Source organism: Novosphingobium guangzhouense, assembly GCF_002896965.1.
GTDB classification, from domain to species: domain Bacteria; phylum Pseudomonadota; class Alphaproteobacteria; order Sphingomonadales; family Sphingomonadaceae; genus Novosphingobium; species Novosphingobium guangzhouense.
The window spans coordinates 117730-136596 of record NZ_LYMM01000073.1; the positions used below are offsets into that span (position 1 = coordinate 117730).

The following is an 18867-nucleotide window of genomic DNA, read 5'->3' on the forward strand; positions in this document are numbered from 1 at the left end:
CGGGGTGGGTTGGGACAGAGGCCCGAGCCTGCGGGGGAAGAAGTCAGGTGAAGAGGTGGATCAGGCCGAAGCAGATGGCGCTGGGCAGAACGATCATCAGCAGGACCGTCAGCGCGAAACAGCTGTAGGGCGAGCGGGCGAACCAGGTGTCGAACCGGTCAAGCTCGACCGGATCGCCGATGCTGGCGCGGAGGTCGGCGGCCGGGACCATGCCGCCGCGCGCGGGGCTGTAGATCATGGGATCGAGGGGATGCCTGGTCACGCGGCTTTCCTTTCGGGCTGGGCTGCAGGCTCGGCCGCGCGCCATGGCACCGCGACGTCAAGCGCGCGGGACAGGGCGATCAGATCGCGAGCCTGCTGAAGGGTGGTTTCGCCGGGCTCCTGCGTTTGGCGTTCGACCGCGCGGTTGGTAGCCGTGCCCAGTTCGGGTTCCCATTCGTGCCGGTCGGCGTAATCGTCGGCCAACATCGAGCGGCGGTCGGCATCGGTCAGCCTCCCGACCAGAGCGAACATGGTATTCAGCTGCACCGCCACGTCGGAAGGCAGCGCGCTGATTTCCACGTCAGTGCGCAGGGCGATGGAGAGCCAGCGCCACCATGCGGCCTGCGCCCGTTCGAGCGGCCATTGCTTGCGGGCGACCATGGCGCGCAGAAGCGCGTCGCGGCGGCGCCATTCGCGGGTGGCGATGGTGACGAGAGCGTCAGCCATTTTCCCGGCCTTTGCGCTGCGGTGCGGTTGCAGAGACGTCTTCTGCGTCTACGCTCTGAGCTTCCGAATCGCCCGAAGGATCAGCGAATTGACCGTTTCCCAGATGCTCCCCGACAAAGCCCCTCTGGTCGAAGAGCGAAACGGGATGGTTGCCGTGTGGGACGGTGATGAAGCCGACCCCGGAGGCATCCTGATGAGCGCGGGTGCCGCCATCGACACCGGCTTCGCGTTGCTCGCCGAAGGTGCGCGGCAGAGCGGTGGGCTGATCCAACCGGTCAGATCCACGATCGGAATAGAAATTGCTGAGGAAGTGGACGAAGATGTGGCGGCACGTCTCGTTCTCAACCTGGACGGTGCACCCATCGCAATCGAGATCAATGCAACGAATGTGGCCGAGATCGCTGCCGCACTTGGGGCAATTTCCCGCGAAATCGGCTGACAATTCGCGGGTGGTCACAGGCTGTCCACCTGTCAGGTGCTTAATACGCACAAAATCACCCATTGCCGCGCTCCCGCTCTGCCAAGCGAAGGCCGACGCGGACGGTGAAGCCTTCGCTGTCCTTGCGTGAGAAAAAGCCGCGTTCGGTCAGTTCGCGCCCGAAGCGGGTCTGGTGCCAGCGGCCGGTATGCGGTTCGGCATGCCCGGAGGCGGCGCACCATTCGATGAAATCGCGGTAGAGGTTGGACGCGCGCGACTTCGCCAGGCGATCCGTTGCGGTGCAGCGGGCCGAAAGCCAGTCGTCGACCGGGTTGCCGCCAATGTTCGCGGGGGCCAGACCGAACGCCACGGGGCACGCATCCTGAAAGCGGGTCTGTGCTGCCGCCAGCGTCTCTGCGGCTTCGCGCACCCTGTCCTGAGCGCGATGCAGATCGGCCAAAGCGGACTGATAGGTGCTCTGCGCGATCTTCACGGAATCGGCCAGCGTGGCCAGCTGCGATACCTGAAAGGCGGTTGCGCCGCCGGCGGCGCTGTCGATCGAGCGGACGGCGCTCACCGGCGGCTACCCTTGGTGCGACCCGAGGGCTTGCGCGGGGTCCCCGCGGGGGCGTGAAGTTCGGGCTGTTCGGTTTCGCGGAGGGCGGACAGCGGGACGGTGCGGTTGCCGCTGGCGGCCTCGCGCGGGGCGAGGCGATCGCGGATGGCGATCAGCACCAGGTCCTCGGGCTTATGCGAGATGATCCGCACCTTGCGGACGACCGGCTTATCCAGACAGTCGATGTCGTCGATGTAGGCGGTGGACCCGGCGTGCGGGTACGGGGCGCTGACGTTCAGCATTGCGATCTCCAGCAGGCGGGGTGCCTGTTGGGGCGATACATGCGATAATCGCACTTCTTGCGTCAAGCATTAAAAGTGCGAATATCGCATTTCACAAGTTCAGGGCTTCAATTTGTTCATTTTATGTTCTTATGATGCGACCGAACGTTGAGGTCGAATCAAGGCTGGAGGTGACGATGTTGCTGTATCGAGTGCGAGTGTTCGGGAAGCCCAGGGCGCCTTGGCGGCGCGTGAAAAAGCAGGCCCAACAAGACGCGCTTGAGCTGGGCCTTGGGTCATTTGACGAATGGGGAAAGTTCTTCGTGTCCGTCCCCGGAGAGATCGAGGAACTGCACGAGCGCTTTGTTAGCGAGTCCGCCTAGGCAAATCGACGTCGCGCATCGTGTAGGAATAGACGCGACCGACGACGACGATAGGCTCGCTCCCGAGCAGCATTTCCTGATGCGAATCGTCAGTCGATAGAGGGACAAGGCGCGCAGGGTCTGCCTGAAATTCCTTATACGTTGTCCGGCCGTCTTCGGTCTGAATAACGTACCTTTTCCCAGGCCACAGCGCCTTATCATCCGGGTCAATCGTGAGAGTCGTGCCACTCGGCACGACCAAATCCATTGAATTGCCCTCTACGGTCAGGGCGTAGGCGTTAGGTGGAGTTTCGGGGTCAGAGACCGCAATGCGCCGTCCGCCGATCTGCTCGGCGGCCTGAAACTTTCCTGCCGGGACGGACCCGAGCAAAGGAATGGTTCGAATGCGATGAGCAAGGTCTTCCGGCGCTAGGACTTCCTGGATCGCAACCAACTCATCGGCGGTAAGCTTCCTGCCTCCTCGCAGCGCTTTGCCAAGGTAATTGCTGTTCATCCCGATCGCCTCGGCAAGGTCGACAATCGACATGTTACGAGCGTCAAGCTCTGCTCTAATGTCCTGTGGGCGCATGCTCCCTACGTGAATTGGGCTACAATTATCGCAACGGCTTAAATCGCACTCGCCCCTCTTGACCTTAAAGTGCGAATATCGCATTTCAAGGGAATGAACCTTCTCGCGAACATCGTGATTGATCATCTTGGCGGCAGCACTGCGGTTGCCAAGATGATCGAAGCGTCGAAGTCGACCGTCCATAGCTGGCGGAAGAACGGGATACCGCACTCACGCATGGCGCACTTGCGCCTCGCCGCGCGGGCCGAAGGCAAGCCCCTTCCCGATGATCTCAATGAACTTCGACATGCCAGCGGTAATGCCGCGCCGCAGCAAGCCCCGTCCACCGGACAGTCTTCCGACTTGTCCGGTGCGGAGCAAGCGGCATGATTGCCGCTCTCGGCCGTATCAAACGCGCCGTGCGCGAGGCCATCGGCGCTTGTGGTGGCGTGGACGGTGCGGGCATGACGGCCGGTCGCAGCCGGTCGGTCGCAGGCGACTGGAACAACCTGAACCACAGTGCCTTCCCGCCGCTGGACTGCGCGCTGGCGCTGGACGAAGTGGCGGTTACGCGAGGGGATGGCACGCCGATCCTTTCCGCGCTGGCCGCCGAACTGGGCCATGCTCTGTACAAGCTGCCGGACGTTCAGGCAGTCACCAGCGATTTGAGCACGGCCCTGATCGACGCCTGCGCCGAATTCGGCGACATTTCCGACGCGATCCGCGCGGGCCTCTCTGATGGCAAGGTTTGCGCGACCGACAGCACCCGCATCACGAAGCAAATCGACGAGGCGATACAATCGCTGGTGCGCCTGCGCGTGGTGGTCAACATCCTGCCGAGCGGGGAATAGAGCCATGCGTGGGGGCATCGCCAGAGAAGACGTTCATTATCGCATCGGGCCGCTGACGACCTATGCCGATGCCGCCGAGCTTGAGCGCAAGTTTCGCAAGGCCGGGTCTGGCGAGCGGATCGTCTATGCCATCGGCCCCGGCGTGACGTCCGGTGTCCCTGCCGCCGCACTGGCGCGGCGTTGGCAAGCGCAGGGGCTGTGCCACCTTGCGCGGCGGCGCGATCCGGGCGGCGCGGGCTGGCAGTATTTCATCGAGAAGCGTCCCAACGCCGCTGTTTCCGCCATCGCCCCATCGCAGGGCTGTTCCATTGCCGGTCGCCCCGAAGAGCAACTGCTGGCGGTGCTGGCCCGCGTTGCCGGCCCCCTGCCCAGCCTTGACCTGTTGGCCGAGCGGGCGCGGTTGCCGCACCGGCAGGCCGCCGATTACCGCCTTCGCCTGCTGGTGCAGGGCGGCTTCATCAAGATCAGGCGTGAGGGCGTGAACCGCTTCGTCGAAATCCTGAAAACGGGAGACAGCCTGTGACCGAAGACGAGAACCCGACCGGGTCGATGTGGGCGCTGTACGCCGGTGCGCTGGCGCTGGTGCTTGGCGGCGCCGCGCTTGGTCTGGCGTGGGCGCTGGCCTCTCTCATCCACATTTCCTGACGCTGGAAGCGACAATGTCAGTCCAATCCGATCTGGGGCCGTCGATGCCCCCGCGCATACGCGTCTATCAGGTAGCCTATGACGTCGAGCGTCTGGCGCATCTGGCGCGCGAGCTGGCGTCCACCGGGCCGGGCGGGGACGTTCGACGTGCACTGGCCAAGCTGGAAGAGGCGCGCGGCATGCTGGCCGACTTCCTATGAGCGGGATCGCACCCGAACTGCGGCGGCGAATCGACGATGCCTTGCGTCGTGCCGACCTGGTCGGGATCGTCGGCCGCATGGTGAAGCTGCGCCGGGCGGGCCGCGAGTATGTGGGTCTGTGCCCGTTTCATCAGGAGACGACGGGCAGCTTCACAGTCGTCCCGGAAAAGGGGTTCTGGCACTGTTTCGGTTGCGGTGCGCATGGCGACGCCTTGCGATTCCTGCAGGAGGCGCAGGGCCTTCCCTTCATGGACGCGCTGGCAGCGCTTGATGGCGAGACTGTGCAGGCCGCCGCGCGCCCGATAGAACAGCGGGCATCGGTGCGCGAAAGCCGACCCGAGGCCGACATCGTATCATCGATCGAGGCCGGGGTTACCGTGTGGCGCACGGCAAGGGCTGCGCGCGGGACGATCGTTGAAGTCTACCTGCGGCATCGGGGCATCGACCCAAGGGTCAGCGGGTTGATCGACGTGGTGCGCTTTCTGCCCCGGTGCCCGGCCTCTTTGTGGCGGCGCGGGGGATCGCCCCGGATGACGGCACCGGCAATGCTGGCGCCGATCTGCCATGTGGCGGGCAATCCGGGCGGGCGAGAGTTCGTGCAACAGGGTGTGCACATCACCTTCCTTGCCCCCGACGGGCGCGGAAAGGCGATCTTTCCGGTCTGGATCGATCGCGACGGCAAGACGCGAAAGCGGGACAGCAGAAAGATCTGGGGCGAAGCTGGCATGGGCTGCGTTCCCATCCCGCCCGTGATGTGGGCGGATTGGCGCGATGCCGAGTGGCTGGGCGCCCCGGGCGAGCTGGTGATAGGCGAAGGGATCGAATCGACCCATTCGCTGCTGGAGCGTGAGGCCCGCGAACGTGCGATGCGCGGCGCGCTGGCCACGCTGTCCATCGGCAATCTGCAGGGCAATTACCTTGAGGCCGGGCCGCGCATCGATGGCGCGCCATCTCTTCAGTTGTGGAACGTTCAGAGCGATCCGGACAGTTCCGTGTTCACCGTGTCCAGCCCCGGCGCCGTGGCGATCGGCGTGGATGCCGACATGAAGGCGCTGACCAATCGCCGGGTGCAGGATCGCCCGCGTACGCGCCCGGTACGCCGCGATCTGACCGGCGAAGAGCGCACCATGTTGTGCGGCCAGCTGGCGGCGGCGGCATGGCGGCGGGCCGGTGCCACCCGCGTACGTGTGCTTCGGCCGCGCGCTGGGCACGATTTCAATGACGAGGCGCAGATATGAGCGACGACCGACTTCGACTGTATGTCGAGCGCATCGAACGGCTGCTGGAAGAGCGCAAGGGCATCACGCAGGACATCACCGACGTCTATAACGAGGCGAAGGCGGTAGGATACGATGCGGCCACCATTCGCAAGCTGATCGCGCGGCGCGGCATGAAGGCAGAGGACCGGGCTGAAGGCGACATGTTGCTGGAGACGTATGAGGCCGCACTGGGCGGGCTGATCGAGCCAGAGGTGCGAACGGTCGATGAGCGGGCACAGGCGCTGGCCATCGCCATGCTGGCCGACCAGATCGCCGGGATCGAGGACCCGGACCAGGCGAAAATCCTGATCGGCCATGTAATGTGGCTGCTGGACCTGCGCGAGGAAATCCGCGCCATGCGGACGGAGGAATCTGCGCGAAAGAAAGAGGCGTCCAGCCAAGGCTTCGACGCCAAGCAGCTAGGTCTTACCGTGCGATGGTACGAGAAGGTCGCGAAGCATGGCGAGGATGCCATGCGGGCGGGCGAAGCTACCTTCCACCTTTACCGATCTACCGTTGATGGCCGGCCGGAACAGGTCGAGCCGACACAGGACGAAACACTGGCGCGGCTGTTCGCGCCGAAACCGACAAAAGCACCGCCCAAACGCGTAAAAACCCTGACCGCGCATCGTGCTGCGGCAGAGGCCGCGCGCCGGGCTCTGCGGGGGGAATTGTAAGCCGCCATGAGAGCATCCATCGAAATTCCCGTCGTCAGCGCAGAGGCGATGGCGTGGTACGAGTTGAACGATATCGGCAATGCGCGTCGCATCTTCGATCTGGCGCTGGGACGGTTGCTGTGGTGCGACGACCACTGGCGCGCCTATGACGGCAAGCGATGGTCGGGCAAGGATGGCGCGCGCATCGCCAAGCAGCTGGCGCACGACATGGCGCGGCACATCCCGATCGAGGCCGATGCGCTAGACGCGGCGAAGGAAAAGCCAGGCGCGGACGTACCGGCGATCGAGGAGCGGCAGGTTGCGCTGTACAAGCATGCCGTCACGTCCGGGAACCTGAACAAGACGACGGCAGCGCTGGGCCAGCTGCAGAGCGAAGTGCCGATCACGCGCGACGATTTCGACCTGGAGACGCTAGCGGTCAACGTGGGCAACGGGACGCTGCGGTTCGTCGAGAAGGACGGGGACTGGTCCGTTCGGCTTGATCCGCATGATCTGGCCGACCGCATCAGCCGTCTGGCTGCCGTGGATTGGGTGGATGATCCGGAGGCTGCCGAGGCACGATGTCCAGGGTGGGAAAAACACATCTCGACGGTCCTGCCCGATCCCGGAGTTCGGCGCTTCTTCCAGGCGTGCATGGGCTATGCGATCACGGGCGAGATCACCGAGCAGTGCATCTTCCTGCTGCAGGGCAAGGGCGGCGACGGAAAGTCGACTACCATTGACGTGATCCGCGAGGTGATCGGCGAGTACGGCGCGACTGCGGCGGTGGAGAGCTTCCTGCACGGCGCGGCGCGATCCGGCGCGGAGGCCAGCCCAGACATGGCGCGCCTGGCGGGCGACGTGCGCATCTGCTGTATCAGCGAGCCGCGAATCGGGGCGGCGCTGGACGAAGGGCGGATCAAGCAGGTGACCGGCGGCCAGCCCATGCAGGCGCGAGAATTGCACGGTGCCCCATTCGAATTCCGCCCCCGCTTCGCCCTGATCGCGGAGTGCAACCGCAAGCCGCGCATCAGCGGCGACGACGACGGCATATGGCGGCGCATCATCGTCATCCAGTTCCCCCATCAGTTCAAGGGCGCGGCCGACAAGACGATCGGGCGTCGCCTGCTGGCCGAGGGGCCGGGTGTCCTGCGCTGGCTGGTCGAAGGTACGCTGATCTGGCTGCGCGAGGGCCTACAGCCGCCTCAGAGCGTGCAGGAGGCGATCGACGAATATCGAAAATCGTCCAACCCTTTTGGGGAGTGGTTCTCCGAACGGGTTGACCTGGGCGATCCGGATCATCGAGAGAAGGCGGCCGACCTCTATGCCAGCTACAAAGCGTTCTGCGAGGAGAACGCCGTCAGCGACCGCGAAATCATGACCAGCACGGCCTTCGGTCGCGCGCTGGGTGACAAGCAGCTGTCGAAGATGAAGGGGGCCGATGGGAAGGTGCTGCGGCGCGGTTGCCGCCTGCGCACCGATAGTGAGCTGGCCCGCGACGCTGCCGTGGCGGCGGTCGAAGACCTTGGCGGGGCGTGGTGATGACCCACAAGATGTGGGAACAGACAGTTACAGACAGTTTCGAAACTGTCTGTCGAATTACCGGCGCGGCGGCGCGAAAACCGATGCCTGGGAGACAAAGGTGGAGGCACCGGGGCAATGCGGGAGCCTCATCCGGGCGGCGAAACCGTCTGTTCGTCTGTAACTGTCTGTCGATTTTCGGCGCGGATTTCTGCGGGTTACAGACAGTTGGCAGACAGACAGACAGTTTCTGCGGAGTTAACTCCATGTGCGTGCGGGCGCGCATGTGCGTTACCCCGCGTTAACTGTCTGTCTGTCTGTTTATAGAGAGAGATACTAAATATGGGAAATCCTTCCTCTTCGCTCTCGGCCGAGGTCGTCACGTGGCAGGACGCGGAAGACACGCTGACGGCGGCGGTCGAGTACCTGGGCGCGATGCCCGATCAGGAGCGCGCATGGCTGGCCGCAGGGCAGCGCACGGGATGGCCCGCCATCGTGAAGGATGCGCAGGCCGACTATGCCGATGAGTACGTGCCCTCGCCCCGCCTGACGCGGCGCTGCGCCAACCTCGTGGAACGGATGCTGACCGGCGACAGGCCGCTGGCCAACGCCATCCCGGAAGGGCACCGGCATCTCGTCGGCCGCGTGATCGTGATGAAGCGCTGGCCCGGACCTGACGGGTTCGGATGGGACCGCGTCTATCGGGTGATGGGCGGCGAACTGCACAACCTTGCTCGCGGGTGCGTACTGGCGACCACCAGCGACGGGATGCGCAAGGCCTACGAGCGGGCAATCGGGCGGCTCGCGCTGGCTCTGGAGCGGGCGGCGCGCGCATCCTCGCCCGGTTTGGACAAGGTCTAGGCCCGCAAACCCGCAGAAATCCTTTGTCCAATCGGTCAAGCCCCTAAGATTTTGGACAGAGAAATAAAGGGTGTCCGTTTGGACAAGAATATGGGGTAGCCAGTGGGCACGCTGGCGGTGATGCGCTCGGCGGCATCTCTTTCCCACCTTGCAAGGGCGGCTCGGGCTTCGGTCTGGGCCGCCTTTGCCGTTTCTGGATCGTCATCATGGGTAGGCTCAAGTCCATGCCCTCGCGCCTTGGTGCGCTGCCCTCTCGGGTGAAGGCGATGCCGAAGGTGGCTGACCGGTTCTACCAGTCGCCAGAGTGGCGCGCATACCGCGACCAGCATCGCCAGTGGACGAAGGCCCGGCAAGGCGGCGTGTGGTGCTGCGTCTGCGGCTCGACGCACCGGCTGATCCTCGACCACCGCGAGGAGCGCAAGGACGGCGGTGCCGACCTGCCAGCCTTCGACAAGATGGATTGGTACTGCACCGCGCACCACAACGCGAAGACGGCCGAGGCACGGGCGCGGCGGGCGCGCGGCGGTCGATGACCGGGCACCGGCGGCGCGGGCGTTCAGGCCCGGTGCCGCGAGGCTGAACGGGGGGGTGGTCGAAAGTTCGGAGGGGTCGACAGCCCCATCACCGCCGCCCCTCTCATTCGGAGATTTTTTTTGTCGGACGACGGAATTTCGCAGGGTCAGACCGACATGTTCGGCTTGCCGCTGTTGCCCGAAAAGGGACGCGGTAGGCCTGCGCATGTGTGGACCGCCGAAAATTCCAATAAAGTCAGCCTGTTATTCGCCTGCGGACACAAGGCGGTCGATATTGCCAAGGTGCTCGGGATCACTAAGCCCACGTTCTACAAGCATTATTTTAACGAGATCACCCGCGCGGGCCACGCGCCGCTCATGATGCGGGCTCGCCAGTTGGAGCGGCTGAACAACGCTGCCGAGGCGGGGAGCGTCCCGGCGGAGAAGGCGCTGGCTGGAATGATCCAGGCAGAGCAGGTCCGCACCATGGGCGAGAAGATCAAAGAGCGCGGCAAATCCGATGCGCCGCCGGCTCAGCGCCTGGGCAAAAAGGAAGCTGCCAAGGAAGCGGCGGCCAGCGCCAGCGGCAAGTTCGCCGCGCGCACGCCCCCGCCGATGCTGTTGAATTGACGCCATGGCCGCCGCGCTGAAATGGTCCACCGCCTGCACGGACTGGCGGGAACGGATCGTCGCGCGAGAAAGTCTCGTGCCCTGCGAGCCCTTATTCCCGACCAAGGCCGAGGATGCGCTAGGCGTCTTCAAGTCGCTGCAGGTCGTTGATCTGCCGAAGAATGAAAGTGACCGTCACCCCACGCTGGGCGAGGTCTGCGACCAGTTCGTGTTCGACCTGGTCGCTGCGATCTTCGGCGCGGAAGATCCGGCGACGGGCAAACGGCTAATCAAGGAGTTCATGCTCCTGATCAGCAAGAAAAACGGCAAGTCCATGATCGCGGCGGGCATCATGGTGACGGCGCTGATCGTGAATTGGCGGCCGAATGCGATCCTGCAGATTCTGGCGCCGACGCTGGAAGTGGCCAACAACAGCTTCGAACCTGCGATGGGCATGGTGCGCGCTGACCCAGACTTGGCCGTGGTGCTGAAGGTTGTCGAGCATCAGCGCCAGATCAAGCATCTGGACACTGGTGCCGTGCTGAAGGTTATCGCAGCGGACAGCGACACGGTCGCCGGCGGCAAGGCGTCGATCACGCTGATCGAGGAGCTGTGGCTGTTCGGCAAAAAGCCCAAGGCAGCGGCTATGTTGCGCGAGGCGCTGGGCGGAGGTTCCGCGCGGCCAGAAGCATTCACGCTCTACATCACGACGCACTCAGACGAGCCGCCATCTGGCGTGTTCAAGTCCAAGCTGGCGTACTTCCGCGACGTGCGCGACGGGGTAATCGACGATCCCGCCACCATGGCGATGCTCTACGAATGGCCGCTGGAGCTGCTGGACGCGGAAACGTATCTGGACCCGGCATTCTTCTACGTCACCAACCCTCATATTGAACGGTCGGTAACAGTCGAATGGCTCAAGGCTGAGTTGGCAAAGGAGCAGATCGGCGAAGGCGAAGGCCTGCAGATCTTCCTGGCCAAGCACCTCAATGTCGAGATCGGCATGCGACTGCGGCGCGACCGCTGGCGCGGGGCCGATTATTGGGAGATGCGCGCGGACACCACGTTGACGCTGGAAACCCTCCTTGCCCGCTGCGAGGTTGTCGTGGTGGGCGTAGATGGCGGCGGCCTCGACGATCTTTACGGGCTATGCGTTGCCGGTCGCGAGCGCGGGACTGGCCGCTGGTTGTACTGGTTCAAGGCCTGGTGCTGGCCTGATGTGTTGGCGCGCCGCAAGGAAATCGTCGCGCAGCTGCTCGACTATCAGAAGGCAGGCGATCTGGTCATCTGTGACGAAGCCATTCCGGATGACGGGATGGGCGAGGACGATGCGGATTACGAACGCCCGCAGGACATCCGCGAAATCGTGGAGACCATCAAGCGGGTGAAGGAAAGCGGCCTGTTGCCCGAGACGAGCGCGATTGGATTGGACCCTCAGGGCGTCAGCGATCTGGTCGATGCCTTGGCGGAGATCGGACTCGAGGCTCCGGCTGTCGTTTCCGTGGGCCAAGGCTACCGCCTGATGTCGGCGATCGTGGGCCTTGCCCGAAAACTGAAATTCTCCGGCGCGTTGCACGACGGGTCGGCCATGATGGCGTGGTGCGTCAGCAACGCCAAGGAAGAGCTAGGACGGCAAACGGTGATGATCGTGAAGAACACCCAGGGGACGGGCAAGATCGACCCGTTCATGGCTGGTCTGAACGCGACCAAGCTGCTCGAGCTCAATCCGATCGCGGCGAACGACAACTCGACGTCGGTCTATGAAAGCCGGGGGCTGGTTGTCCTGTGAGCATAGTCGGCGGCTACCGACTGTCGGCTGAGGCTGCCGCTCGGGAAAGGAAGTGGAACCCAACCGGCGTTTCGTCGTCCGCTGCGACTTCACGATCCGCTGCCCCGGCGCCGCAGGCATATTCGGTGCTCGATCTGCAAGCAGAAGGCTTGCCGGATTTCATGCGCGGCGGATACGCCAACGCGGCAGGCCGTACCGTCACTGAAAAGTCGGCGCTCTCGAATGCGACGTTCTTTCGTGCCGTCAACCTGATCGCTTCGACGATCGGCATGCTGCCGTTGAACCTGCACCGTCGGGTTGGCGACAAGATCGAAAAGGCCGACAGCCATCCAATCTGGCGGCTGCTGCGCGTAAAGCCGAACAGGTGGCAGACGCCCTACCAGTTCAAAAGCTACATGCAGGGCCGGGCTCTGCTTCGCGGAAATGCTTACGCCTACAAGGTGCCCGGAGTTCGTGGGCCGCAGGCATTGGCGCCACTTGATCCGGCACGGATACGGCCCGTGTTGGACGATACGGACTTTACGCTTGCCTACGAGTATCAGCCGAAGAACGGCGCGCAGCGGATCTTCAAGGCGGAAGATATCTTCCACCTGCGAGCACCGTGGTCGAGCGATGGCATCTGCGGGGATGGTCTGCTCAAGGTGGCGGCCGAGGCACTAGGCCTTGCTCAGGTCACCGATGAGGCGGCGGCACGCCTGCTGCGCAACGGTGCGTATGTCGGAGGGGTGTTGGAGCACCCCAAGTCGCTCTCGCCAGAGGCGGTGCTAAATCTGCGCGCGCAGTTCGAAGAGCGGTACGTCGGCACCGAGAATGCAGGGCGCTGGGTCGTCGCCGAAGAAGGCATGCAGGTTAAGCCATTCGGCGCAACCGGCAAGGATGCGGAAGGCCTTTCGCAGCGCAAGCACCAGGCCGAAGAGGTCAGCCGCTATACCGGCGTGCCCCGGCCTTTGCTGATGTTCGACGAGACCAGCTGGGGCACCGGAATAGAACAGCTGGGTCTGTTCCTCGTCACATATTGCCTGCTGCCGTGGTTCAATGCCTGGGAAGAGACCATCGCGGACTCGCTCCTGACGGAAAGCGAGCGGCTTTCGCTGTACGCCAAATTCAATGAGGCGGCCCTTCTACGCGGCTCTCTGAAGGATCAGGCCGAGTTCTTCGCCAAGGCGCTCGGCGGCCCCGGCGCCGGTGGCTTCATGGTCGCCAACGAGGCCCGCGAGAAGATGGACATGAACCCCGAGGCATGGGGCAACACACCCGCATGGATGCAAGGAACTGCCGATGAATGACCAGCCTTCGAAGCCGGTGCCGGCTTCTCGCCCCGCTTCCGTTCAGACGATCAACGGGCGCCCTGTTCCCGGCACCCCTCCCGGCGCCCCGGCAGCTGGCCGTCCCCGCTCGATCATTGGCGGTATTCAGGCACGCCAGCGGCCGAACGCGCTGCCGGTGCCTGCTGATCGCCGCGTCTCGGCCTTCTCGCCCCTGCCCGTCATGGAGCGCTGGGGTGAAGACGCCGCCGGGCTCCGACCTGCTGCCCTTGAGCAGGGTGACAACGTGATCACCATGTTCGACGTCATCGGCGAAGATTGGTGGTCGGGCGGTGGCATCACCGCAAAGCGGGTTTCCGCCCAGCTGCGCGCCATAGGCGATCGGCCCGTGGAAGTTCAGATCAACTCCGGCGGCGGCGATATGTTCGAAGGTCTCGCGATCTACAACGTCCTGCGCGAGCACCCGCACCCCATCACGATGAAGATCATGGGCATGGCGGCATCGGCCGCGTCGGTGATCGCGATGGCCGGCGATACCGTCCAGATCGGCGCGGCATCCTTCCTAATGATCCACAATTGCTGGGTAGTCGCAGCGGGAAACCAAAACGACTTCCGCGAGGTCGCTGAATTCCTGACGCCCTTCGACCAGGCCATGGCAGATGTCTACGCCGCCCGCAGCGGGCAGGACGTCGCTGATTGTGCCAAGTGGATGGCGAGCGAAACGTGGCTTTCGGGCTCCCTCGCGATCGAACGCGGCTTCGCTGACGAATTGCTGCCGGCTGACCAGATGAAGGTCGACGAGAACGCAAAGGCGGCCGACGTCGCAGCGAACGAAGTTCGGGCGATGGAGCTCACCCTCGTCAACAGCGGAATGACGCGTGCCCAGGCGCGCGCCCGCATCAAAAGCCTCAAGGGCACGCCTGGCGCTGCCCCTGATCCCGCCGACACGCCTGGCGCTGACGGCAACGACCCCGAGCTGATGACTGCCATGCAGGCTCTGCTCGACGACTTCCGCAGCTAAAACCAAGAGGCCATCATGAATTATCGTACGAAAACCGCCCTCGCGGCGGTGGCGACGGTGCTCGCCCATCCGTTCCGTGCCCTGCTCGGTCAGACCAAGCCGGTGCTCACTCTTACCGCTCCGACGCTCGCCCCTCGCGGACCCGTCGACGTACTTGCCGATCTTGGCCAGTTCGGCGAGCTGGACACCTCGCCCACGGTCGCGGAGATCGTGGCATCGATGCCGCGCGCTCTCGTCGGCGCAACCATCCGCGCTGACGTCTCCGGCGATCCGAAGGCTATGATCGCTGCGCTGCAGGGAGCGCACAACGAGTTCAAGCAGACGATCGAGGCAAACCTTGGCGCCAAGGCCGATGGCGCGGAAGTGCAGGCGAAGCTCGACGCCATCAACGGCACGCTGAACACTCTCGAAACTGCGCTGAACGACCACGCCGCCCGTCTCGCCGCCTCCAACATCAACGGCGGCCCGTCTGCACAGCCCGTCGATCCGGAATACAGCAACACCTTCGCATCGTTCATGCGCAATGGCGGTCGCGACGATGAGGCGAAGCTGACGGCACAGCAGAAGCAGGGTCCTCGCGCGGCCATGTCCGAAGGCGTCCCGGCAGACGGCGGACTGCTCACCCCGGTCGAATGGGATCGGACGATCTCGGGACGGCTCAAGCTCATCACTCCGATGCGCGCCGAATCGACCGTCATCAACATCTCCAAATCGGGCTTCACCAAGCTGTTCACCGACCGCGCGGTCGGTAGCGGGTGGGTCGGCGAGACCGCATCGCGTCCCGCCACGGCCACGCCGCAGTTCAGCGCTCTGGCCTTCGGCCTTGGTCAGCTCTACGCGAATGCTGCGGCATCGCAGGATGTGCTGGACGATGCCGAGATCAATCTCGACCAGTGGCTGGTCAGCGAGATCGATACCGAGTTCTCGCGTCAGGAGGGTATCGCCTTCGTCGCGGGCGACGGGACCAACAAGCCCCACGGTTTCCTGAATTACGCCACCGGCGGCACGGCCGCTGCGCGTCACCCCTGGGGTGCGATCGAGGTGCTCAACAGCGGGGGCGCCACGTCGATCGCTTCTGACGCCGTGATCGATACCGTCTACAAGCTGCCGGCCATCTACACGCCCAACGCGAAGTTCTTCACGAACCGTACCTCGCTCGGCTCTGTCCGCAAGCTCAAGGATGGTCAGGGCAATTACCTGTGGCAGCCGACGTTCGTCGCAGGCCAGCCGTCGACCCTTGCTGGCTATCCGGTCGTTGACATGCCGGACATGCCGAACATCGCAGCGGACGCCCTCGCGCTGGCTTTCGGCGACATGCGCGAAACGTACCTCGTGATCGACCGCATCGGCTTCCGCGTCCTGCGCGATCCCTACACCAACAAGCCGTTCATCTGCTTCTACTGCACCAAGCGTGTCGGCGGCGGCGTCAAGAACCCGGACTCGATGAAGATCATCAAGATCGGCACCGGCGCCTAATCCGAAACACCTGACCGGGCGGGCCTCGCGCTCGCCCGGCTCTTCGAAGCGCCGTCCTCCGACGCTTCGAAGAGCCAAGGAGAGTACCATGGAAGACCTGATCAAGCTGCTCGACGGCAGCATCGACGACGTGAAGGCCGGACTTCCCGGCAAGAGCCACGACGACCTTCTGAAGCTGAAGGCGGCCGAGCAGGATGGCAAGAACCGTAAGGGCGCGCTGGAAGCTATCGACGCTGCCCTCGCGGCGGCGGATGCAAAGCGGGCAGGCGGCACCGTCGCTGGCGCGCTGACCCACGCGAACCTCGCTTCCGACGCGGGAGCCGTCGCAGCTAACATCCCGGCGGCCGAAACGATTGATACCAGCGGGGCGCCGCAGCAGATCGTCCCTGACGTGGATATGTCGCACCCCGCCGTGGATGCCGATCCTCGCGGCGGCACCACCGAAGTGCAGAACCGCATCGACTTCAATGACCCGACCCTCAGCGGTCGGGAGGCGGTCGAGAAGATCCTCGCTGATCAGGGCAAGGCCTGAGCGACCGTAGGACCCGCAGATGATCTTCGAGCTGCTGCATACGCCGTTTCCGGACGGATACGGCGAGGCCCTGCTGCCGCTGGCGGAGTGCAAGAAGCATCTGCGGGTGACCAGCTCCGATGAAGACGAGCTGATCGAAGTGCTGCGCGACGCGGCGATCGAATTCATCGAACGGTATTGCGCCGTGCGGCTCGGGCCCATGACTGGCCTGCGGTGGCAAGCCCGGGGATTTCCGTGCGCCCCCAGCATCCCGCTGATGCTGAGCGTCTCCCCCGTCACCGCGATCACGTCGATGACGTGGCGCGATGGTGCCGGGCAGGAAGTGACGGGCGTGCCGGGGGACTATCGCGTTGCCGCCTCCGGCGATGTGCTGCCCGCCATCGCTGGCCGATGGCCGAGTGGAGTGGGCGGATCGCTGGCGATCGAGTTCAGCGCAGGATATCCTGCCGGCGCCGCGCCGAAATCGCTGCTGATGGCCGCGAAGATGTTCCTGGGGCACCTGTGGATGCATCGCGAAGCGGTGGTCGACAGCGGCTCCATGGGCGAAGTCCCGTTCGGCGTGCGTCATCTGTGTTCACCGTTCCGCCGGGTGCTGATCTGATGCGCCCGGCAGGACAGCGCGACAAGCTGGTGAAGGTCCAGCGCTACACTTCAACGCAGAATTCGCTGAATGAGGATGTGGTCTTTTGGGAGCCGCTTGGCGAAGAATGGGGCCGTGTCATCTGGGGCCGCGGCTCTGAGCGGCGCGAAAGCGCCGCCATGCAGTCTCAGCAAACCGCAACATTCCAGTTCCTGAGCAACGAGCGCACCCGCAGCTTGAGCGCAAAAGACCGCATTGTCTGGAATGACATCAACTGGGACATCGTGGCGCCGGGCGTACCGGTGAACCGCGGTGAGCTTGAATTCACAGCTATCGGCGCAACTCACTGATGCTGTTCGAGGAAGCCCTAACCGAGCGCCTTGAAGGCGATAGCGGTGTGCACGAGCTTGTGGCTCAGCGAATCCATTGGGGTATCCGTCCTGCCGATGGCGAACTGCCCTGCATCGTTGTCACCATATTGGCCGACATGCGCGATCAGCACCTGGATGGGTTCAACTCGCTCTGGGAAACCCGTGTCCAGACCGACTGCTACGCAGCAAGCCGTTTGCAGGCAGCTCAGCTACGCGAGGCGGTGATTGGTGCCGTTGTGCCCGCAGTCGAGATGAGCGGCCACCGTTTCGACCGCGCCCACATCAATCTGATTGCCGACCGGGGCGATGACGGCACCGGCAAGTACACACATCGCCAGCTTATCGACCTGAATTTCTGGCACGGAACAACGGAGTAACCGGAAATGTCCGACGTAACCACCGCCTTTGGCACTCAGCTTTTCCTCAATGTCGCGGGCACCCTCGAACGTGTCGCGGAAATCGACGATCTCCCGGAGTTGCCCAGCCTGACCACCGCGCTGTATGACACCAGCAGCTTCGACACGGTCGATGTGCGGGAATGGAAGAAGCAGCCCCTGAAAGATGGCGCCACCTTCACAATCGCGGGCAATTACGTCCTTGGGTCGAATTCGGCGGAGCAGCTGGAGGCCGCCGACGCGTCCGAAGTCGCCGTCCCTTACCGCATCGTCATGAAGCAGGGCGCCGACACGTTCGAAGTCGCCGGCTCGGCGTTGTTCTATGACCTGCGGTTCCTTACCCCTGGCGACAGCAAACGCCGCTTCAACATCACCATGAAGCCGACCACGAAGGCCTCGCCCGCTGAAGTGACGAACCCCTGATGGTCGCGCCCATCGATGCGAAGCTGGTCCTCGACATAGAGGGCGAACCAATCACGCTACGGTTGGACTTTGCCGGGCTCGCGATGTGCGAGCACCTTGGTGTCGATCTTTTCTCCGAAGATGGCGTCCCCCGAAAGGTCACAAAGATCGCCTTGGTGGTCAAATCGCTTGCGACCACCGACCACCCTACGATGACAACCGACGAGGCGCTGTCGATCGTCGCCAAGATCAAGCCTCTGGCCATCATTTCCAAGGTCATCGAGCTGGTCACCGATTTCGGCGCGCAGGCAGACGCGAGTACGGAGGGAAAGGGGGTGAAGGCACCGTCGGAGAGCCAGAACGCCGCCTAAATATCGAAGATCTGTTCGTACTTTGGTGCGATGCGGGTTTTCAGCCAGATGCCTTCTGGAGACAAACGCCGCGGCATTATCAGTTGGCAATGCGCGGCGTCCGGAAACGGCTTCAGCGCGAAGCTGATACACGGATCCGCGAGGCCCACATGACTGCGGTCTTCCATGCTCTAACGCAGAGCAAGGGCGGCCTGAAGCCGGTCGACCATTATTTGTCCCGCGAACCTAAAAAAATGTCCGGAGCCGATATGCATGAAGCTTTCCGCCGCATGGCCGCAGCAGGCGTGCCGATGACGCTGCGGCGGGTCGGTCACTCCACAGCAGGTGCAAGCGCGTGATGGCAAGAAGGGCAGACCACCGCCTCAGGACGGGCAAGTTCCGCGCACTGGTTGCACCTGACGCGTTGCCCTTTCTTCAGCATGACTTCGTCCCGGTCATCCGTGCTACCAAGCATATAGGTGCCTACCAGGCCGAATGGGCCCAAAAGGAGCCCAAGGCAGAATCCGGAAAGCATATCGACGCCACGCTCCCTGGCGATAGCCATGCCCACGACCGCAAAAAGCGTCGTGATCAATCCAAAAGCGATCATCAAATCCAAAGTCTCCTCCCTGCAGGCCGCAGATCTAAATACGCGGAGCTTACGAGTCGAGTACCTGTT

At 63.8% G+C, this 18867-nt stretch carries 28 protein-coding genes and 1 pseudogene; 22 read left to right on the forward strand and 7 right to left on the reverse strand.

Going from position 1 to position 18867, the window contains the following annotated elements; translation table 11 throughout:
* Window positions 1-43 precede the first annotated feature (43 nt).
* Complete coding sequence (locus A8V01_RS23445) at window positions 44-262, reverse strand: hypothetical protein (protein ID WP_146037357.1); 219 nt, start codon at window positions 260-262, stop codon at window positions 44-46.
* Entirely contained in the window at window positions 259-708 is a 450-nt protein-coding gene (locus tag A8V01_RS23450) for a hypothetical protein (protein ID WP_103098664.1), read from the reverse strand. The genes A8V01_RS23445 and A8V01_RS23450 overlap by 4 nt, the downstream gene beginning before the upstream one ends.
* Window positions 709-796: 88 nt before the next feature.
* On the opposite strand from A8V01_RS23450, the gene A8V01_RS23455 reads away from it, so the two are divergent.
* Window positions 797-1147 (forward strand): hypothetical protein, encoded by a 351-nt coding sequence (locus A8V01_RS23455; RefSeq protein WP_146037358.1) that lies wholly within the window; start codon window positions 797-799, stop codon window positions 1145-1147.
* A 55-nt stretch (window positions 1148-1202) separates the two neighbouring features.
* On the opposite strand, the gene A8V01_RS23460 is transcribed toward A8V01_RS23455, so the two are convergent.
* The 3 genes from A8V01_RS23460 to A8V01_RS23475 all read right to left on the reverse strand — a co-directional run bounded on the left by A8V01_RS23460 (window position 1203) and on the right by A8V01_RS23475 (window position 3040).
* Window positions 1203-1703 carry a hypothetical protein gene (locus tag A8V01_RS23460; RefSeq protein ID WP_103098666.1) on the reverse strand — a complete coding sequence of 167 codons (501 nt, stop codon included), beginning with the start codon at window positions 1701-1703 and terminating at the stop codon, window positions 1203-1205.
* Complete coding sequence (locus tag A8V01_RS23465; RefSeq protein ID WP_103098667.1) at window positions 1700-1984, reverse strand: hypothetical protein; 285 nt, start codon at window positions 1982-1984, stop codon at window positions 1700-1702. The genes A8V01_RS23460 and A8V01_RS23465 overlap by 4 nt, the downstream gene beginning before the upstream one ends.
* A 345-nt stretch (window positions 1985-2329) precedes the next feature.
* Entirely contained in the window at window positions 2330-3040 is a 711-nt protein-coding gene (locus A8V01_RS23475) for a LexA family transcriptional regulator (protein ID WP_342747409.1), read from the reverse strand.
* Here A8V01_RS23475 and A8V01_RS23480 point away from each other — a divergent pair.
* The 21 genes and pseudogenes from A8V01_RS23480 (at window position 3008) to A8V01_RS23580 (ending at window position 18209) form a co-directional block, all read left to right on the forward strand.
* On the forward strand, window positions 3008-3283 hold the full coding sequence (locus tag A8V01_RS23480) for a carph-isopro domain-containing protein (protein ID WP_103098669.1): 276 nt from the start codon (window positions 3008-3010) through the stop codon (window positions 3281-3283). The genes A8V01_RS23475 and A8V01_RS23480 overlap by 33 nt on opposite strands.
* A complete protein-coding gene (locus A8V01_RS28785) occupies window positions 3280-3744 on the forward strand; it encodes a phage regulatory CII family protein (RefSeq protein ID WP_170066036.1) in 465 nt (154 codons plus the stop codon). The genes A8V01_RS23480 and A8V01_RS28785 overlap by 4 nt, the downstream gene beginning before the upstream one ends.
* 4 nt (window positions 3745-3748) lie before the next feature.
* The gene (locus A8V01_RS23495; RefSeq protein ID WP_103098671.1) at window positions 3749-4267 is read left to right on the forward strand and encodes a hypothetical protein; all 519 of its coding nucleotides are present in this window, start codon (window positions 3749-3751) and stop codon (window positions 4265-4267) included.
* The gene (locus tag A8V01_RS29585; RefSeq protein ID WP_281256528.1) at window positions 4264-4389 is read left to right on the forward strand and encodes a hypothetical protein; all 126 of its coding nucleotides are present in this window, start codon (window positions 4264-4266) and stop codon (window positions 4387-4389) included. The genes A8V01_RS23495 and A8V01_RS29585 overlap by 4 nt, the downstream gene beginning before the upstream one ends.
* 14 nt (window positions 4390-4403) lie before the next feature.
* Window positions 4404-4589 (forward strand): hypothetical protein, encoded by a 186-nt coding sequence (locus A8V01_RS23500; RefSeq protein ID WP_103098672.1) that lies wholly within the window; start codon window positions 4404-4406, stop codon window positions 4587-4589.
* Window positions 4586-5827 carry a CHC2 zinc finger domain-containing protein gene (locus A8V01_RS23505; protein ID WP_103098673.1) on the forward strand — a complete coding sequence of 414 codons (1242 nt, stop codon included), beginning with the start codon at window positions 4586-4588 and terminating at the stop codon, window positions 5825-5827. The genes A8V01_RS23500 and A8V01_RS23505 overlap by 4 nt, the downstream gene beginning before the upstream one ends.
* Window positions 5824-6042: pseudogene (locus A8V01_RS29425) on the forward strand (DUF2312 domain-containing protein); the annotation flags it as partial. The gene A8V01_RS23505 and the pseudogene A8V01_RS29425, both read left to right, overlap by 4 nt.
* Window positions 6043-6531: 489 nt before the next feature.
* Window positions 6532-8046 (forward strand): DNA primase family protein, encoded by a 1515-nt coding sequence (locus A8V01_RS23515; RefSeq protein WP_103098675.1) that lies wholly within the window; start codon window positions 6532-6534, stop codon window positions 8044-8046.
* Window positions 8047-8367: 321 nt separating this feature from the next.
* A complete protein-coding gene (locus A8V01_RS23520) occupies window positions 8368-8886 on the forward strand; it encodes a hypothetical protein (RefSeq protein ID WP_103098676.1) in 519 nt (172 codons plus the stop codon).
* 206 nt (window positions 8887-9092) lie between these two features.
* Window positions 9093-9419, forward strand: coding sequence for an HNH endonuclease (locus A8V01_RS23525; protein WP_146037360.1), 327 nt, complete (start codon window positions 9093-9095; stop codon window positions 9417-9419).
* 120 nt (window positions 9420-9539) lie between these two features.
* Window positions 9540-10028, forward strand: a complete 489-nt coding sequence (locus A8V01_RS23530) for a hypothetical protein (RefSeq protein ID WP_103098678.1) — start codon at window positions 9540-9542, stop codon at window positions 10026-10028.
* A gap of 4 nt (window positions 10029-10032) precedes the next feature.
* A complete protein-coding gene (locus A8V01_RS23535; protein WP_103098679.1) occupies window positions 10033-11796 on the forward strand; it encodes a terminase large subunit domain-containing protein in 1764 nt (587 codons plus the stop codon).
* 125 nt (window positions 11797-11921) lie between these two features.
* Window positions 11922-13082 (forward strand): phage portal protein, encoded by a 1161-nt coding sequence (locus A8V01_RS23540; protein WP_103098680.1) that lies wholly within the window; start codon window positions 11922-11924, stop codon window positions 13080-13082.
* Window positions 13075-14082: a head maturation protease, ClpP-related gene (locus tag A8V01_RS23545; protein ID WP_103098681.1), complete on the forward strand. Its 1008-nt coding sequence runs from the start codon at window positions 13075-13077 to the stop codon at window positions 14080-14082. Before A8V01_RS23540 ends, A8V01_RS23545 begins: the two co-directional genes overlap by 8 nt.
* 15 nt (window positions 14083-14097) lie before the next feature.
* Entirely contained in the window at window positions 14098-15558 is a 1461-nt protein-coding gene (locus A8V01_RS23550) for a phage major capsid protein (protein ID WP_103098682.1), read from the forward strand.
* Window positions 15559-15646: 88 nt separating this feature from the next.
* On the forward strand, window positions 15647-16090 hold the full coding sequence (locus tag A8V01_RS29040) for a hypothetical protein (protein WP_211295130.1): 444 nt from the start codon (window positions 15647-15649) through the stop codon (window positions 16088-16090).
* A 19-nt stretch (window positions 16091-16109) separates the two neighbouring features.
* Window positions 16110-16691: a head-tail connector protein gene (locus tag A8V01_RS23560; protein WP_103098683.1), complete on the forward strand. Its 582-nt coding sequence runs from the start codon at window positions 16110-16112 to the stop codon at window positions 16689-16691.
* Complete coding sequence (locus A8V01_RS23565) at window positions 16661-17020, forward strand: phage head completion protein (RefSeq protein WP_146037361.1); 360 nt, start codon at window positions 16661-16663, stop codon at window positions 17018-17020. The genes A8V01_RS23560 and A8V01_RS23565 overlap by 31 nt, the downstream gene beginning before the upstream one ends.
* Window positions 17020-17418: a tail completion protein gp17 gene (gene gp17, locus A8V01_RS23570; RefSeq protein ID WP_103098685.1), complete on the forward strand. Its 399-nt coding sequence runs from the start codon at window positions 17020-17022 to the stop codon at window positions 17416-17418. The genes A8V01_RS23565 and gp17 overlap by 1 nt, the downstream gene beginning before the upstream one ends.
* A 6-nt stretch (window positions 17419-17424) precedes the next feature.
* Window positions 17425-17859 (forward strand): hypothetical protein, encoded by a 435-nt coding sequence (locus A8V01_RS23575; protein WP_103098686.1) that lies wholly within the window; start codon window positions 17425-17427, stop codon window positions 17857-17859.
* Window positions 17859-18209, forward strand: coding sequence for a hypothetical protein (locus A8V01_RS23580; protein WP_103098687.1), 351 nt, complete (start codon window positions 17859-17861; stop codon window positions 18207-18209). Before A8V01_RS23575 ends, A8V01_RS23580 begins: the two co-directional genes overlap by 1 nt.
* On the opposite strand, the gene A8V01_RS28790 is transcribed toward A8V01_RS23580, so the two are convergent.
* Window positions 18206-18376: a hypothetical protein gene (locus A8V01_RS28790; protein ID WP_170066037.1), complete on the reverse strand. Its 171-nt coding sequence runs from the start codon at window positions 18374-18376 to the stop codon at window positions 18206-18208. The two genes, A8V01_RS23580 and A8V01_RS28790, sit on opposite strands and share 4 nt — an antisense overlap.
* A gap of 143 nt (window positions 18377-18519) precedes the next feature.
* On the reverse strand, window positions 18520-18807 hold the full coding sequence (locus A8V01_RS23585) for a hypothetical protein (protein ID WP_146037362.1): 288 nt from the start codon (window positions 18805-18807) through the stop codon (window positions 18520-18522).
* Between the last annotated feature and the right edge of the window lie 60 nt (window positions 18808-18867).

Bases quoted from the DNA above. Each gene is read 5' to 3' on its own strand.
- A8V01_RS23515 (WP_103098675.1), top strand. From the start codon at position 6,532: ATGAGAGCATCCATCGAAATTCCCGTCGTCAGCGCAGAGGCGATGGCG.
- A8V01_RS23520 (WP_103098676.1), top strand. From the start codon at position 8,368: ATGGGAAATCCTTCCTCTTCGCTCTCGGCCGAGGTCGTCACGTGGCAG.
- A8V01_RS23550 (WP_103098682.1), top strand. From the start codon at position 14,098: ATGAATTATCGTACGAAAACCGCCCTCGCGGCGGTGGCGACGGTGCTC.
- A8V01_RS28785 (WP_170066036.1), top strand. From the start codon at position 3,280: ATGATTGCCGCTCTCGGCCGTATCAAACGCGCCGTGCGCGAGGCCATC.
- A8V01_RS23500 (WP_103098672.1), top strand. From the start codon at position 4,404: ATGTCAGTCCAATCCGATCTGGGGCCGTCGATGCCCCCGCGCATACGC.
- A8V01_RS23545 (WP_103098681.1), top strand. From the start codon at position 13,075: ATGAATGACCAGCCTTCGAAGCCGGTGCCGGCTTCTCGCCCCGCTTCC.
- A8V01_RS23450 (WP_103098664.1), bottom strand. From the start codon at position 708: ATGGCTGACGCTCTCGTCACCATCGCCACCCGCGAATGGCGCCGCCGC.
- A8V01_RS28790 (WP_170066037.1), bottom strand. From the start codon at position 18,376: ATGGAAGACCGCAGTCATGTGGGCCTCGCGGATCCGTGTATCAGCTTC.
- gp17 (WP_103098685.1), top strand. From the start codon at position 17,020: ATGCTGTTCGAGGAAGCCCTAACCGAGCGCCTTGAAGGCGATAGCGGT.
- A8V01_RS23525 (WP_146037360.1), top strand. From the start codon at position 9,093: ATGGGTAGGCTCAAGTCCATGCCCTCGCGCCTTGGTGCGCTGCCCTCT.
- A8V01_RS29040 (WP_211295130.1), top strand. From the start codon at position 15,647: ATGGAAGACCTGATCAAGCTGCTCGACGGCAGCATCGACGACGTGAAG.
- A8V01_RS23575 (WP_103098686.1), top strand. From the start codon at position 17,425: ATGTCCGACGTAACCACCGCCTTTGGCACTCAGCTTTTCCTCAATGTC.
- A8V01_RS23465 (WP_103098667.1), bottom strand. From the start codon at position 1,984: ATGCTGAACGTCAGCGCCCCGTACCCGCACGCCGGGTCCACCGCCTAC.
- A8V01_RS23495 (WP_103098671.1), top strand. From the start codon at position 3,749: ATGCGTGGGGGCATCGCCAGAGAAGACGTTCATTATCGCATCGGGCCG.
- A8V01_RS23560 (WP_103098683.1), top strand. From the start codon at position 16,110: ATGATCTTCGAGCTGCTGCATACGCCGTTTCCGGACGGATACGGCGAG.
- A8V01_RS23535 (WP_103098679.1), top strand. From the start codon at position 10,033: ATGGCCGCCGCGCTGAAATGGTCCACCGCCTGCACGGACTGGCGGGAA.
- A8V01_RS23505 (WP_103098673.1), top strand. From the start codon at position 4,586: ATGAGCGGGATCGCACCCGAACTGCGGCGGCGAATCGACGATGCCTTG.
- A8V01_RS23475 (WP_342747409.1), bottom strand. From the start codon at position 3,040: ATGATCAATCACGATGTTCGCGAGAAGGTTCATTCCCTTGAAATGCGA.
- A8V01_RS23580 (WP_103098687.1), top strand. From the start codon at position 17,859: ATGGTCGCGCCCATCGATGCGAAGCTGGTCCTCGACATAGAGGGCGAA.
- A8V01_RS23480 (WP_103098669.1), top strand. From the start codon at position 3,008: ATGAACCTTCTCGCGAACATCGTGATTGATCATCTTGGCGGCAGCACT.